General features: G+C 45.7%; 20 protein-coding genes. All 20 read right to left on the reverse strand.

Annotated elements, in window-relative coordinates; translation table 11 throughout:
- Positions 1 to 25 precede the first annotated feature (25 nt).
- Positions 26 to 475: an HNH endonuclease gene (locus ACLJRH_RS21740; protein WP_000241453.1), complete on the reverse strand. Its 450-nt coding sequence runs from the start codon at positions 473 to 475 to the stop codon at positions 26 to 28.
- A gap of 54 nt (positions 476 to 529) precedes the next feature.
- Positions 530 to 724: a hypothetical protein gene (locus ACLJRH_RS21745; protein ID WP_000159617.1), complete on the reverse strand. Its 195-nt coding sequence runs from the start codon at positions 722 to 724 to the stop codon at positions 530 to 532.
- Positions 721 to 1032: a hypothetical protein gene (locus ACLJRH_RS21750; RefSeq protein WP_000172888.1), complete on the reverse strand. Its 312-nt coding sequence runs from the start codon at positions 1030 to 1032 to the stop codon at positions 721 to 723. Before ACLJRH_RS21750 ends, ACLJRH_RS21745 begins: the two co-directional genes overlap by 4 nt.
- A gap of 62 nt (positions 1033 to 1094) precedes the next feature.
- Positions 1095 to 1334: a hypothetical protein gene (locus tag ACLJRH_RS21755; protein ID WP_001180999.1), complete on the reverse strand. Its 240-nt coding sequence runs from the start codon at positions 1332 to 1334 to the stop codon at positions 1095 to 1097.
- A 249-nt stretch (positions 1335 to 1583) separates the two neighbouring features.
- Positions 1584 to 2996: a hypothetical protein gene (locus ACLJRH_RS21760; RefSeq protein WP_022646499.1), complete on the reverse strand. Its 1413-nt coding sequence runs from the start codon at positions 2994 to 2996 to the stop codon at positions 1584 to 1586.
- A gap of 153 nt (positions 2997 to 3149) precedes the next feature.
- Complete coding sequence (locus ACLJRH_RS21765) at positions 3150 to 3479, reverse strand: hypothetical protein (RefSeq protein WP_000140246.1); 330 nt, start codon at positions 3477 to 3479, stop codon at positions 3150 to 3152.
- Positions 3480 to 3595: 116 nt separating this feature from the next.
- Positions 3596 to 4564, reverse strand: a complete 969-nt coding sequence (locus ACLJRH_RS21770; RefSeq protein WP_072223036.1) for an IS5-like element IS903B family transposase — start codon at positions 4562 to 4564, stop codon at positions 3596 to 3598.
- A gap of 1 nt (position 4565) precedes the next feature.
- On the reverse strand, positions 4566 to 4766 hold the full coding sequence (locus ACLJRH_RS21775; RefSeq protein WP_022646497.1) for a hypothetical protein: 201 nt from the start codon (positions 4764 to 4766) through the stop codon (positions 4566 to 4568).
- A 50-nt stretch (positions 4767 to 4816) separates the two neighbouring features.
- Entirely contained in the window at positions 4817 to 5608 is a 792-nt protein-coding gene (locus ACLJRH_RS21780; RefSeq protein WP_000774871.1) for a hypothetical protein, read from the reverse strand.
- A 229-nt stretch (positions 5609 to 5837) separates the two neighbouring features.
- Positions 5838 to 6095, reverse strand: a complete 258-nt coding sequence (locus tag ACLJRH_RS21785; protein WP_001052325.1) for a hypothetical protein — start codon at positions 6093 to 6095, stop codon at positions 5838 to 5840.
- A gap of 65 nt (positions 6096 to 6160) precedes the next feature.
- Positions 6161 to 6487: a hypothetical protein gene (locus ACLJRH_RS21790; protein ID WP_000556023.1), complete on the reverse strand. Its 327-nt coding sequence runs from the start codon at positions 6485 to 6487 to the stop codon at positions 6161 to 6163.
- Positions 6488 to 6729: 242 nt separating this feature from the next.
- A complete protein-coding gene (locus tag ACLJRH_RS21795) occupies positions 6730 to 7050 on the reverse strand; it encodes a hypothetical protein (RefSeq protein WP_000834113.1) in 321 nt (106 codons plus the stop codon).
- A 294-nt stretch (positions 7051 to 7344) separates the two neighbouring features.
- Positions 7345 to 8595, reverse strand: coding sequence for a site-specific DNA-methyltransferase (locus tag ACLJRH_RS21800; protein ID WP_000104394.1), 1251 nt, complete (start codon positions 8593 to 8595; stop codon positions 7345 to 7347).
- A gap of 170 nt (positions 8596 to 8765) precedes the next feature.
- Complete coding sequence (locus ACLJRH_RS21805; RefSeq protein WP_000833775.1) at positions 8766 to 9374, reverse strand: hypothetical protein; 609 nt, start codon at positions 9372 to 9374, stop codon at positions 8766 to 8768.
- 155 nt (positions 9375 to 9529) lie between these two features.
- Positions 9530 to 9787, reverse strand: coding sequence for a hypothetical protein (locus ACLJRH_RS21810; protein ID WP_001290639.1), 258 nt, complete (start codon positions 9785 to 9787; stop codon positions 9530 to 9532).
- Between the two features lie 64 nt (positions 9788 to 9851).
- A complete protein-coding gene (locus ACLJRH_RS21815) occupies positions 9852 to 10280 on the reverse strand; it encodes a hypothetical protein (RefSeq protein ID WP_000069824.1) in 429 nt (142 codons plus the stop codon).
- Positions 10281 to 10371: 91 nt separating this feature from the next.
- A complete protein-coding gene (locus ACLJRH_RS21820) occupies positions 10372 to 10749 on the reverse strand; it encodes a hypothetical protein (RefSeq protein WP_000645320.1) in 378 nt (125 codons plus the stop codon).
- Positions 10750 to 11154: 405 nt separating this feature from the next.
- Positions 11155 to 12300: a hypothetical protein gene (locus ACLJRH_RS21825; RefSeq protein WP_000339750.1), complete on the reverse strand. Its 1146-nt coding sequence runs from the start codon at positions 12298 to 12300 to the stop codon at positions 11155 to 11157.
- A 44-nt stretch (positions 12301 to 12344) separates the two neighbouring features.
- Positions 12345 to 12641 carry a type II toxin-antitoxin system RelE/ParE family toxin gene (locus ACLJRH_RS21830; RefSeq protein WP_172692814.1) on the reverse strand — a complete coding sequence of 99 codons (297 nt, stop codon included), beginning with the start codon at positions 12639 to 12641 and terminating at the stop codon, positions 12345 to 12347.
- A 49-nt stretch (positions 12642 to 12690) separates the two neighbouring features.
- Complete coding sequence (locus tag ACLJRH_RS21835; protein WP_000170639.1) at positions 12691 to 13161, reverse strand: hypothetical protein; 471 nt, start codon at positions 13159 to 13161, stop codon at positions 12691 to 12693.
- Between the last annotated feature and the right edge of the window lie 431 nt (positions 13162 to 13592).

Below are 13592 nucleotides of genomic sequence, written 5' to 3' on the forward strand. Positions count from 1 at the left end.
TTGAATGGGTTCATGTGCAGCTCCATCAGCAAAAGGGGATGATAAGTTTATCACCACCGACTATTTGCAACAGTGCCATTTCTTTTCTCATTCCTTCAACACTAAAAGCTCCTTTAAAAAGGTTGCAGGGGGCGCATGATGGAAATAAGTTTTCTATAGCATGCAGTTCAGGGTGCATAACCTTACCCGTACTTCGGGCAACATGAGTTACGCCGCTGCCGACAGGGGCTCTCACCAGTTCAAAGTCGCGTCGAACAGGCTCAACATGATCGGCATGCCACCCTTTTTCAGGAAGCTTGCAACCACAATAGGCACAACGCCCCCCAAATTTCATTCGCAGCTCAGCTCGCTGTATTTTAGAGATCTTATTTTTAGGTTTTGAGAACCTACCATCAGGTGATTCAGCTTTGGATAACTTTGCTGAGGGCTCAGGTAATTCAACTAAATTCCCGTTGATATTTATCACCTTGACCATATCATTTTCCGCCTTTACTAAGCTCACGGGCACAGGAACTGGCTTAAGTAACCGCTAAAGATAACAGCCACTGACTGCATCTACCCAGACCTTCTGTTTATACTCAATAGGCCACCCCTCTTTATCTGCCCGGATGACGCAATCATTTACCGTGGTGCGTGACCGGATACGAACATCAAGCGGAAGCGAATCGTTATCCACACGAGCCTGTGCCTCATTTAAAATGCGTAAAAACATCTCTTTGGTCATTCAGATACCCCCTCAACTTTGCGAATTTTGATCAGATGAGGGCGACTCAGTTTACAAAGTTGTTCTGTCGCTTCATCAATCGAATTGAACCGATGAGCCTCTTCGATATTTAAAGTCCAGTATTTCGCTTTCCCTTCTCCCAGATCGGACTCAAAATAATTTCGCTTTACATCCATTTTTTTAGGCCTGCCATTTATCTTGACGACATTATGTCTGTCATCAAAAAGAAATTCGTCCCCCTCAAAAGTGATTAATACAAATGGCCCCTCAGGCTTGGAAGTCCGGGAACTTTCCATTTTCAAAGTCATACTTCAGCCTCTCGATAGAACTCATGAAACGTCAAATTAAAATGGACTCACACCACACTGATTCAGTATTCCTCCTGAACCCCATTAGGCTCTGTTGTGATTTCATATTTAATTCCGCCAGGTGCTCCCACAGCGTCCGCGACCGACTCACACAGCAGCGAGAGATCGTTGAGGGTCATTGGGTGTTCAATGTCCAGCGTGAAGAGTTTCCCGGCTTGCTTGGCGGCTGTCTTGTCAGCATGTTCGGCATTAAAAAGGTATACGGTGTGTTTTTCCTGAGCGGGTGTATTTTGATTTTGCATTGATGATCCTTTTGTTTAGTTCCCCGATTCCGGGGGTGAGTGAATTAATTTAAATTTATATTCGTCTGGTTTAATTAGAACGTTTCCACGCTATGCGTAAACAGGTAATGCAAGGGCTGTATCAACAGGATTAAAGTTACTTTTCTGGATGCAGCAACGCTTGGACATGATGTCCACATTACATCACGATCAAAGCTAAGTTTTTTTTGTATAACCCCTCCATTTTCGTGTGTTTCGCGTTTCAGACGCTTATACGACCTGCTTGACCATCCTCATCAGAAGGCGGTTTAACAGTCCTTTCGCTGTCGGGCGATTGCTATCGACATAGTAAAAACCTGTTTTGGTCGTACCGTGAGCACTGCTCAGCACCCTCAGTTCCCAGATAACGTCACGGATAACGCCGCCATTTTCTGGCTTAAGGCATTCAGATAAATGGCGCATGAAACGAGCTCTTACGGCACGGTAATAGCGGAACTCCTCTGGCTGGTTAGTATTTTCTTTCACCCGGAGTCGCTGGTTACACAGAGTTAGAACTGCATCCATCATTCCCGCCTTCAGCTTCGCCTGGATCGCACCTTGTTGCTGTTCCCTCTCACCTTCGAGTAACGTTAAAATTCTTTCTCCGAGTGCCGTCTTGTTGTGTACGTGCAACTGAACACAGGCAGCTACGCATGCCCAGAATCTGAACTTTTTTATCTGTCCACGCAATTTCCGGGCTACAACCTGACGGTATGCAGAATCACTGAGTATTTTAAAACGCCGACTGGCAACCAGCTCTGGAAGCGACACTCTGTCGCCTATCCCCAGGCGGGAAAAGGTTTGTCCCCGCTGTGCGAGACGATGATAGACAGCGCCCTTGCCTTTTGAAATTCGGACCGCGCCATAACGAAGAAGATACTGAGCAGCAGTCGTTGGAGTAAACTCACCGTCAGCGATGCGCTGGCGTAACCCGTCGTATTCATGCCAGATAATCCAGGACGCCGTATCTTCTTCAACAGTCAGCTCATCCTCTTCCTCGAATGCCACGACGACAGAACTGCTCTCTCCGGTCTTTAGGCTACGTGAAGCCCTGGGGTCAGCCTGCCCGTCAAAATAGGTCATCAGCGGCAACGTATCAGTCAGTCCATCATAAGCTGTACCGAACCGGCCTCCGGGCAGTTTCATCCAGAGTGGAGCTGGCATTGGTGTACGGGGCACAGGCTGCATGTCAGGCTCATCCTCAAGAAGGTCCAGATCGGCCTCTTCCCAGACCCTGCGATAGATCTCAATTGCCCGAAACGGGCGAGGGTTGAAACAGTGCAACGACCAGAGGAAATCAACGTGGATCACGTTTGCTTCCTGTACAAGCCGAAATTGTGGCTCAGCCATACGACGGTTATAAGCCGTATCGTCAACCTCGCCGGAAAGTAGCTTTCTGCGATGCTCTGCCGCACGTCTTGCTTCAACATAATCAAGGCTGCAACAGGCATGAAAAAGACGTTCAGTCAGGGACGAAGAAAAGATATTGGGTTGAAGACGCACATATCCGCCTTCGAACACTTTACGACCGATATAATCCCGCAGGCTCCAGTCGTACTGGATCTTAGAAAGAAATCGCTGAAGACGACTCAGGCCAGCCTGATAACCGTATTTCTCCGGGTCAGTTCGAAGGAGCGTTTCCATTGAATGGTCAACCCCTACTGCTGTGCAAAATGAGCACCCTATAATTCTGATCATTTAGAAATTTTTTTGCGTTTAAAATCAATGAATTGAAAGATTTCATTTTTCTAAGTCTGATAAAACAGATGAAAACCCAACTGACTATACTCATAAAACTCAATCTTTGCGCTGCTGTACGATACCAGTAATTACAGGTGCCGAGTTTAACATCATGAAAAGTAGCCCAATAATGAATGACGCAACGCCAGCTGCGGTGCCTAACTTCTGACTGAACACCATTGAAACAAAGTACATATTTGGGATAAAAACGGACATAGCAATCACGAAAAGTAACTTATTCAGATAATTATTTATTCGGGTCTTAACCTCAACTCTATCATAAAAAGCCATCGAAACGTAAGCAGTTATCAGTGAATAAAAAGACCATGTCATATAGTTAACCGATTCATTAAATGCCTCTCGCAAAAGCAAAGCACTTTCTGTCATTCCCTACCTCATTAAATCAATAGAAAATAAATCTGAATAATTTATTTTTAAAAGAAAAGAGGCTTTGTTGAATAAATCAGATTTCGGGTAAGTCTCCCCCGTAGCGGGTTGTGTTTTCAGGCAATACGCACGCTTTCAGGCATACCTGCTTTCGTCATTTTGTTCAGCGCTCGTACCAGGGCCATAGCCTCCGCAACCTGACCATCGTAGTCACGCAGCGTCAGTGAACCCCCGAACAGCTGTTTTACCCGGTACATCGCCGTTTCCGCTATCGAGCGACGATTGTAATCTGTTGTCCATTTCCACCGCGCATTACTCCCGGTCAGCCGCTGATTCGCAACAGCACGGTTACGGTCTGCATATTCACCGGGCCAGTAACCCGCACCTTTTCGGGGCGGGATAAGCGCGCTGATTTTCTTACGCCGCAGTTCATCGTGACATAGCCGGGTATCGTAAGCGCCATCGGCGGCGGCTGACCTGATTTTCCGGTGGGTTTGCCGGATTAACCCGGGGAAGGCCTCTGAGTCCGTAACGTTGTTCAGCGACAGGTCAGCGCAGATGATTTCATGTGTTTTACTGTCAACGGCGAGATGCAGCTTACGCCAGATACGGCGGCGTTCCTGGCCATGCTTTTTGACTTTCCACTCGCCTTCACCGAAGACCTTCAGCCCGGTGGAATCAATTACCAGGTGTGCGATTTCACCCCGGGTGGGCGTTTTGAAACTGACATTAACCGACTTTGCCCGCCTGCTGACACAGCTGTAATCCGGGCAGCGTAGCGGAACGTTCATCAGAGAAAAAATGGAATCAATAAAGCCCTGCGCAGCGCGCAGGGTCAGCCTGAATACGCGTTTAATGACCAGCACAGTCGTGATGGCAAGGTCAGAATAGCGCTGAGGTCTTCCCCGTGATGAAGGCGTTGCCGACTCATACCAGGCCTGAATAGCTTCATCATCCAGCCAGAAAGTTATGGAGCCACGGTTGATGAGGGCTTTATTGTAGGTGGGCCAGTTGGTGATTTTGAACTTTTGCTTTGCCACGGAACGGTCTGCGTTGTCGGGAAGATGCGTGATCTGATCCTTCAACTCAGCAAAAGTTCGATTTATTCAACAAAGCCTCATAGAAGTAAAACTCAGTTAAATGAAGATCGTTTTCTTTCACGTATGCCGCCAATTTGCGGATACGCTGTTCAAGCATTGTATCTATCCGTAAGGAAACACTCTGCGGAACGTCACTTGCAAATTCATTGATACAATCAACGGTAGAAACTATGAATTTATTGGTCATGGCAGGCTCCAGGCCACCGGGGAAACCGGTGGCTACGGTAATTGGCAGGCTTAAGCGCCGCAAAGGGTGTCAAGGGAAGGGAGAAGCTTGCTCAGCTTGTCGTAATCGAGCGGAGACAGTTCTGTAACGAGTTCGACCGAAAGACTAGTGTTGTCTTCTTCACACAGAATATAGATTCCGTCTTCTGGCTCTTTTCCGGCACATGCCTTCAGTCGTTTGTTAACGACCTCCTGGGCTGAATCCGCTACGTCGCAGCTCAGGACATAGCTTGCCACATAGCTGCTCTCACCGTGGTAATGCGTCACTTTACACAGAGCATACTGGATACCGGCTTTGTGAGCCTCATTCATGAGACGAGAAAACTGACAGCCATCCTGGTAATAGTGGGTATCCTTTGTGACCAGAATAGTCATACCCCCAAATTCATCTGTCCGGCTTTTACTGCATGTAAATGCAGCAGTAATTGTTACCATTTCCGAGAGGTCGAATACCGACAGCACGGCAGTTGTGAGGCAAATTGCATGGTCAAGATCAATGGTCTCTCCATGAAAAACTGCCAGCCCACTGCTGGTAACTTCTGTTGCGAACAACAGTTCATAATTGCAGTCTGGGCAGGATGGTTGCCCAAAGCTCGGCTCAGAAGGGTCATACTCAGGGTGGTTCTCGATAATACTGAGGATCAGCTTCTCAGTCAGAGAACAATCTGTCAGTGGCTTATCAAGCAAACGCTCACCTTCTGCAATTTCTGCTTCGGTAACGAATGTGATTGCTTCTTGTGCCATTTTTGCCTGCTCCTGAGTGCAGGGAATAATAAACGACGCCTGAGTATAATTATCTGCCACAGTTGACTCCTTGATTATTTAATTAATGTATTTGATGAGAAGATCATAACAAATACACTAATACCAACTAATAACCTGAAGGCGTTTTTTTAGAAAAAATATTAAGAAGAAGAATATGAACACTACCTCATCTTAAATTAATATCATTCAGGATTAATATTCATTTTTGCAAATAAAAACCGCCAGACGGCGGCTTTTATAAAGAGGGAAATATCATTGGAAGTTGAAATTACTTCACGGCAGGCCGACAAATTACGCGACTGCTGTGAGCTGAAGCGAAACTTGTAGAGGAAACTATAATCACCTTTTCTAAGTCGTCGGCACTGTCAGCAATATGATGCCGGAAAGCCTCCTCTGCATCACCAGGGGAGTCGGCTTCGACCAGGTAGGCCTGATCATCATCATCAAACATAATGCGCCCGGAAATGAGATAAAGTCGGCTCAAATCTGGCGTTGCTGCGCTCGTGCTTCGTTCGTTCAGATTCATTTTTTCTCCGTCTGTTGCTCGTAAAAAGAATGACGCCGGTTTAAAAGGCGTCGCCAGGGTTCGGGCTAAAACGCAGGGTTGCCATCGAGGAAGCTCATTGGCTGGCCAATAGCGGATGCCACCCTGAGAATTTCACCTGGTGTGGCATAACGCAGCATTTCAGAGCGTCCAAATTTCTGATACTCATCTACTGACATCTTTCTCCACTCTGGGTGAGGATCTTTTCCGCACAGTGACCAGTTGCTTTCAGAGGAATCACGACGGAGAACGTACACATCAAGCGAGGCTGTAAGCCCACTTCCATATCCCCGCTGCGCTACAACACGAACCTGAGAACCATCGTCGCGTTGCAACGTCTGGGTTAATTTCGTGATAGGATCCTGAGAATGCATGCCATTTACCTCGTTTTCAAAAGATTTACCGTAAGTAAATGATACCGAATCGAGAATTCTGGCTAATAGGTCAGAAGAAAAAATAATGAATATTTTTGAAGTGTAGGATAATGATTAGAATAAAATGGCCTGAATAAATCGCTAGCGGTTAAATCCGCTTATTTCAGAGAAGCTCTGATTTAGTAGTTAGGGAAAACGATGCGGTGAAAAGTAACTTTTACACCGCAATTCAGAAAAAAGTTTCAATTAGTCACATTACGAATAACCCGGCTTACTTTCGCATGTGCGTTCCCCTGGATGTTAAAGTAAAGCCCCTCAGGCAGACTCGTCGCCCACTTAACTCCTCGCTCAGCCATACGCTTCGGTGTTTCCAGCCAACCACGAGGAATATTGCCCGTAACGTCACCGATAACCCGTGAAATGCATGCTGCTACCCGGATGCCGCCGGGAATATCGCATTCGGATTCAACAATATGCATAACCTCAAATAAAGCACCATGCCGCTGGACATGATCGCCAATGTGCAACTCGATAGGAGAAACCATTTCTGTATCTGACTTCATATCTGTCCACCTTTAATTTAGAAACCGTCTAAATTACCAATATAGTTAATGTACCGGATGTTAATTCAACAAGTTCTGTATCACAACCATCAGTTTTTTTTGTTGGGTCTATATCGGAGAAACAAGTGAATATTGAATACACTCGTTAATACAGACAACCGGAAATGAATGGCACCCTAATTATCTCTGCGGCGTATGCTAAGCCGTTAATATTGTCATTTTATGGTAGAAACAATGCAAAATGAATAAACCGCTTGTCGCTTCAAACCACTTTATCAAAACCGTTAACTTGCATTAAGCCCGATACAGTTCGGCGAGCTCGTCCAGCATGGGGTTACTCTTATATCCCGGTGCGGCCGTAAAAAGGTTTCGGGAAATCGCCAGCCATTCCATGATTTTGTCCGTCGCCAGCCAACGTCTGCCAAGTCGCTCGGCTGCGATGGGAACTTTATGCAGGCCAGCGAAGGGATCTACAACAACATCTCCCGGCTCTGTCAAAAACTCAATCAGAAACGCTGCAAGCCTGGTAGGAGACGTTGCACCATGCAGCGGAAAACCTAGCTCGCGGGCAATGGAATGGCAAAATCTCGTATCAGCGCAGCTATTGCCGTAAAACAAAGTATTTTTGGGGATCGTTCCTTCTGTTTTATTTCCAAAGGATCCGCTTTTAAGCTGGTACGCCCCATCACCATAAAAGGTCGTGCGATTTTCACCGCCTGCTGCCTGCAATTTAAGATGCTGCTCTGAATGCGGTTGCAGTACACGTAAGTTGTTTGAACGAACCTTACTCGCATCATTGGTAAACCACAGCACAGGCTCATACGATGAGCAGAGCTGCACTCGTTGCTTACATGCCCAGTGCGTTGGCGATGGGGGCTTACTGCGATTCACCCACTGAAGCCTGTCCATGAGCTCAAGCCCCAGCTTGTCACATAATGCCAGTGTCAGACGCTCCAGATACAGAGAACGTGAAGGCCTGCCCCTATTAAAGCTATCTTGAGTGATATTCAATGCCACACTTGCGCCGGGTACAAGCTGTTTCACGATCGGTTCGAGGATACGCAGAAGCCAGTCAATATAAACCTGCTCGCCACGCCCCCCGCCATGCCCGTAGTCTCTTGAATTTCGAAGGAGGTAAGGCGGCGAGGTCAGGCAAAGATGAATTTGCTCTGTGATATTGCTGAAGAAGGCATAGGCGTTTCCAAAAACCGATGCCCCAAGAGAAGTTGAGAAACCGACAACACAGAGCTTTTCCCATGACTCGTGTAGGTTTGTTTTCGTCTTAGAGGAGTATCTCCAGACGCCCCGTTTTTCTGGAACGCGTTCGATGACTCCGGCCTGCCGAAGAGTCTGCTGAAACCAGCGTACTTTGTGTTTGACGCCGCTGGTTCTGGTTTTATCTGACCCAAATTCTTTCAGTTCGTGCAATTCGGCATCCGACATGCCAGTTTCACGCTGCACTTCGCGATAAAGCTCGTCGTTGCTCAACGGCAATTCGGAGGCTGCGTAGATCCGTGCAATTAAATCCGTAGAAATCGTGCTCATCAGCCATCCTTAATGGAGATGCAGTTTAAATATCGGCCTGATGGTTGGAAGGGGGATTACTAAATCAAACCGATCTGTTTATTTATAGGCTTTGTCAGGTCATGCAGCACAGCTGGGCATGCGCAAAGAGACCCAGTCTTCTTTAGCGGAGACACCTTCAAAAGTTGTACTCAATCAGCCCCAAGATTTTGAAACTCAATGTGCTTTTGCTCACACTCCTCCCTGCCCCACGAGCCCTGCCATTCACAGATGTCCCGGTACTTAATTTCCAGCTTATCCATCTGTGAGAGGTTAGCTGTTGCGAAGTCTGGCCATATGTCGTGCCAGCATGCGTTGTACGTGACGCCTGCTGGTGGGCAATACATCATTGCATCAGCATGGATAATTTCAACGCGAGGATCGTTTGCAAACGAGGCCGCAACGAGGTTAATAACGTCCTGTTCTTTTTCAATTACTGTTACATGGGTTACATCTTCTTTTTGAAGAATGGCGTGAAGCACCATCCCCAGACCAAGACCATTAATGAGCACGCGCCCGGTGGCTCGCTCTAAAAAATCCTGGCAGGTTCTGATCTCCATCGGGGTATTGGACATCACCACATCCCAGCCGTTGGACAAACGCCGATATCTACCGGGCGGGATAAACTCGTCTGTATTACCTGTATACTCGGCACGAAGGGCGAGGCTCATCGCCTTATCTGCGGTAATTTCGAATGTGTCCAGTTTCCAGGTTCCGGACGTGCCGTCTTTAACGGGTAAATCAGAAAAGCAGCTCTTCATCAAGGCAACCAAAATTCCAGTAATGTTGTTACGCTGAACCTATCACAAACCTGCTCTTAATACAGTTATCAGGAGTGACAGCGATCTTTGAGGAATCGTTTAAATCACGGGCATCCTGTAGCGGACGCCCGATATTTAATCAAATGTCGCAGGTGTTAAAGGAAGCGTTGCAAAGTTGCAACGTCTTCTGGAGCAACCTCCACGCAGCTCCTGACACTGTAGTGATTTTCGCCGTTGTAGTCGTAAACCCCACCGTCTTCAAAACTCAGCTGTTCAAGCTCGCCATGGCACTCTGAAATGAGTGCCGTCTGGCAAGCATTTTTCTCACAATCGCTGACGAGTAACCGAACATAGCTATTCTCATGGTCGCCGTTTCGGTTCTGGATTTTAACGATAAAGTGTTTTTCAGACATTTGTGCCTCCAGCACAGTTTGAGGTTAATTTAGCGTTGCCCCGGCTCACCGGGGCAAGAATAAATCAACCCTTAATGAAACTGTGCCCCCAGGTGTTAGGCTTAAATGCCTGCTCTTTGATATATGTTTTCATTACCTTGCAGGTTTTTTTCAGGGCTTTGGTATTGGCATCGGTTACTGAGATAAAATGGCGAGAATAACGGTTTTCCCGGTATTGCTTATCAGCGTTTGGGTCAATTGCTTCGCTTTGCAGGAGTCCTTCGTGCCTGCCAATTACTATTACGTAGTTCATTTCACCTGAAACACGATCCGTGAGTAATTGAATGGAAATATCAGTCGCTCGCGTGGCCTGGCTAGCAGAAATTTTTGCATGTAAGAAAGCTCCCTTTCGAAAGTTGGCCGGAGTCAAACCTGTAATATCCTCGGTGCTAAAATTAAGTGAAGATAGAGTTGAAAATAAATCACAGCTAATGACTTCAGTATTATTAGACATAACCCGGCTCCGCTCATATTCATGTTAAGGTAATTATATCAGGTTGATAGCATTACCTAATAACTTGGTGGCAAAAAGTTGTGGTTTTTGATTAACTAAAATTGATGTTCTCAATACTGCTCAAGAATTCTTTCTTTACACCCGGAGTAAAAGGTATACGTTCAATGTATTTATAAAGCGTCGCAAAGGTTTTGGTTTCAATGTTTCGTGAAATAACATCATCAATCGGGTCTTCGAACATATTAATAAAAACATCAATATGCTGCTCTCCGCTTTCTGAAGCTAAAGAGAGAATACAGACCACTTCAATGTAGCGGTTATCCTGCTCTGCAATGAACAACCAGTGCCCTTCGTTAAAGGCTGGTGCAGCACTGAAGCGTTTTACAACAATTTCTGAAAGAGCATATCCTGCCTGATCCAACAGATTAATAAAGTTGAGTTGAGTTGAAACCACGTCTAACGCTTTCATAAAACCTCCTTTTCATCTGTACTTATTATACTGTTACCCATCCCCCCAGCTAATAACCTCCCAGCAAACTTTCAAAAAAAATACCACCTTTAATTAGAATTGAACACATCCTTTTTAAATAACAAAAAGGATTATGAAACCCACAATGTTTGTGATGTGCCACCAAGGAAAAGTAACTTTTATGTGCTCATAAATCTTATTTCGTATTCACTTTCCTTTGTCTTTCGGTCGTAGATTATCAGGGGAAGCATAAGAAGAATATGTGAGGTTTAAGCAAATGCGGTGATCGGGCATTATAATTTGGTGAGGCTATTATAAGTGGATAAAGATAGTCGTAGGTATAGGATCAGGTTAAATTGCATTTTCCCGGTTGCCTTCCCTGGCCTACCGGTTTCAGCTCAGATACTAAGACCAGCGGTAATACTTAAAATATTCCTCATTTGCAGCTATAAACTCCCTCAAACCGTTCATTAATCCCTTCTCAAACGCTGTCACGATAAACCGGTAACCGTCCAGTGTTTCAATGTAGTAAATACCGCCTGGTGTAATTCCAACATGCAACACCTCGGCTGTCATCATAAACTGGCCTTCCGGAAAATCATGCGAAAGGTAAATGAAACCAGTAGTGGCCGATGCGGGTGTGGCATTCACTAAGACCCCGTTAAACTGCTGCCCGTGCCTCGCCGGTACAAGCTCACTTCCCCTGGTTGACTTATCAAGCAGCCTCTTAACATCTTTTTCTTCTTTTAACGAGGTATAGACCCGCACATCACTGTCATCACCTGGGCGAGAGCCGGTGCCAACATGAGCAAGACGACGGTAAGCACTGCGCATATTAACGTGGCAGGATGCCCCTGCTCTACCCTGAAGCCTTACGCCAAAGTCTTCGCAAAGTAACAAAATCTGACGTAGCTGGTTTTCATGCACGGACGCTGAGAGTGAAAGATTGAAACAGGAAAAGGTCAGTTCTAAAACCTTTTCGCGTTTGTCATTGAAATGAGCTTCCAGCCTGATGACTGGCTTTTCCGACATTGCAAAAGCTTTGTCCGTTACTCTGTACCGGCATTCATCTCCGAAACATTCTTTAACAACGCTGGCTATGACCGTGTCGTGTTCTCCATCTTCCGGAGCTGGCACAAAGATTTCAAATTGTGCCGGTGTATCCGGCTCAAGCAGAACGGGATAGAGACGCGGAGAATTAAGCAAAGCGCATTCAGAATTAATGAGCTTAACCCAGGCGCTTTTGTCGTCCGGATCCTTAAGCTGCTGTCCAAGGTTATCGCAAAAGTCAACTATCTGACGGGTATGCTCATCCGTGACTGCACAGATCAGGTTAAGACCATGCGTGGCCATACGCAGTTCCCGGGTTCGGGACTGGGAATTGATCGACCAGGGGTTAAGTGAAAGCGAAATAGGGCTTATGGAAGGGACGACCGTCTCATTCTGCAAATCTGTAAGCTGGCAGTTCGCAGTAGGCTTCGGGGAAAGGGTACTAAATATGTAACTTGCCTGTTGTTTAGTACTGGCCTGGATATAAAACATCGCGTCCATGCTTGTATCCCGGGATGAAATTGAAAATAGCTTCATTTTTAACCTTAATGGATGAGCGATTTATAGTCATGTGCAGACAAATGAACATTATGTGCGCCATCATTCCATTCAAAGAATAATCGATACTTAGAGTTTACTCGAATGGAGGAATAACGGTTTGACGTCATTCTTAAGCGTTCATAACGCAAGCTGTTGGATAATAACTCCCGCTCACTCTTGACATTATCCAGCGTTTCAAGTCGACACAGAATCGCGTTAATAATTTCAGAAGGAATACCTGCCGTTGTTTTTCCATTACGGAAGAACTTTTCAAGCCGTCTGTCTTTAAATGAATGGATCATAGTTCCTCCGTAATAATTGACCTTAAAATTAAATTAAAAGGGCTTTGAATTAATGAATACCTAAAATGCGGGCGGCAACTGCCAGCTGCTTATCACTTAACTGACGCTGGTGGGTTAAAGAAGACTTAAGGCTTTCCAGAAAATTATTACTACTGGATTGTTGGGTGATTGCATCAACCATTTTTTGATGAGACCTGCACCATGCTGTGAACGCAGAACTGTGGGCGCTTTCAGTCCTTAAACGCTCGTCTTGCAGGGATGCTGACACTTTGCGGGCAGCTTGCGCATTAATGCGGTACAGCGCATTCAGCGTGTAAGCAGTACGGGTCGTTTCGAGGCTGTAACCCGTGGCTTTACAAGCCATACAGCGACTTCTATAAAAATGCTTACGCTCTCCCCGCCCATTGCATTTATCGCAAACAATACGAAAAGTATATTCCGCAGTACCTTTTACAGAATCAACACAGCGGATTTTTGCGCTGGAGATTTCAATTCCACTGCGATCATAATATTTGGTCATAATGTGATTCCTCCGGTTAGTTCTGGAGTAATCATGACAGAATGAATCTACTGGCTAATAACCTGAGAGTAAATATTTTAAAAAAACATTGAGAGAGGGGCTGCAAATTTATACACGAAGGATTCAAATATAATTTGTTTAAAAAATTAAGAGCATTCTGAAGTAAAATTGCATCAAAAAGCATTCATGGATAAATCATGTACTGGTGCCAGCGATTTAAACGAGGACATTGTTCCGGTGTAATTACACAGTTTAGCATCATAGATTATAACCAAAAGGAAGGAGTCCTTCCCGTCTCGGGAATATTACTTTCCCGTTTGCAGTTTAAGAGACACTTAATGAGAAAGTAATAATTAAGTCATGCTCAACTCTACATTTTACATTGAGGATGGCGTAACAGGGTACGGCATACTACCGTACCCTTGTGTAGG

This window comes from Salmonella sp. SAL04162, assembly GCF_046551535.1.
GTDB classification, from domain to species: Bacteria; Pseudomonadota; Gammaproteobacteria; order Enterobacterales; family Enterobacteriaceae; genus Salmonella; species Salmonella enterica.

Coding starts and splice junctions, on each gene's coding strand:
- ACLJRH_RS21740 (WP_000241453.1), bottom strand. CDS start 475: ATGGTCAAGGTGATAAATATCAACGGGAATTTAGTTGAATTACCTGAG.
- ACLJRH_RS21745 (WP_000159617.1), bottom strand. CDS start 724: ATGACCAAAGAGATGTTTTTACGCATTTTAAATGAGGCACAGGCTCGT.
- ACLJRH_RS21750 (WP_000172888.1), bottom strand. CDS start 1,032: ATGACTTTGAAAATGGAAAGTTCCCGGACTTCCAAGCCTGAGGGGCCA.
- ACLJRH_RS21755 (WP_001180999.1), bottom strand. CDS start 1,334: ATGCAAAATCAAAATACACCCGCTCAGGAAAAACACACCGTATACCTT.
- ACLJRH_RS21760 (WP_022646499.1), bottom strand. CDS start 2,996: ATGGAAACGCTCCTTCGAACTGACCCGGAGAAATACGGTTATCAGGCT.
- ACLJRH_RS21765 (WP_000140246.1), bottom strand. CDS start 3,479: ATGACAGAAAGTGCTTTGCTTTTGCGAGAGGCATTTAATGAATCGGTT.
- ACLJRH_RS21775 (WP_022646497.1), bottom strand. CDS start 4,766: ATGACCAATAAATTCATAGTTTCTACCGTTGATTGTATCAATGAATTT.
- ACLJRH_RS21785 (WP_001052325.1), bottom strand. CDS start 6,095: ATGAATCTGAACGAACGAAGCACGAGCGCAGCAACGCCAGATTTGAGC.
- ACLJRH_RS21790 (WP_000556023.1), bottom strand. CDS start 6,487: ATGCATTCTCAGGATCCTATCACGAAATTAACCCAGACGTTGCAACGC.
- ACLJRH_RS21795 (WP_000834113.1), bottom strand. CDS start 7,050: ATGAAGTCAGATACAGAAATGGTTTCTCCTATCGAGTTGCACATTGGC.
- ACLJRH_RS21800 (WP_000104394.1), bottom strand. CDS start 8,595: ATGAGCACGATTTCTACGGATTTAATTGCACGGATCTACGCAGCCTCC.
- ACLJRH_RS21805 (WP_000833775.1), bottom strand. CDS start 9,374: ATGAAGAGCTGCTTTTCTGATTTACCCGTTAAAGACGGCACGTCCGGA.
- ACLJRH_RS21810 (WP_001290639.1), bottom strand. CDS start 9,787: ATGTCTGAAAAACACTTTATCGTTAAAATCCAGAACCGAAACGGCGAC.
- ACLJRH_RS21815 (WP_000069824.1), bottom strand. CDS start 10,280: ATGTCTAATAATACTGAAGTCATTAGCTGTGATTTATTTTCAACTCTA.
- ACLJRH_RS21820 (WP_000645320.1), bottom strand. CDS start 10,749: ATGAAAGCGTTAGACGTGGTTTCAACTCAACTCAACTTTATTAATCTG.
- ACLJRH_RS21825 (WP_000339750.1), bottom strand. CDS start 12,300: ATGGACGCGATGTTTTATATCCAGGCCAGTACTAAACAACAGGCAAGT.
- ACLJRH_RS21830 (WP_172692814.1), bottom strand. CDS start 12,641: ATGATCCATTCATTTAAAGACAGACGGCTTGAAAAGTTCTTCCGTAAT.
- ACLJRH_RS21835 (WP_000170639.1), bottom strand. CDS start 13,161: ATGACCAAATATTATGATCGCAGTGGAATTGAAATCTCCAGCGCAAAA.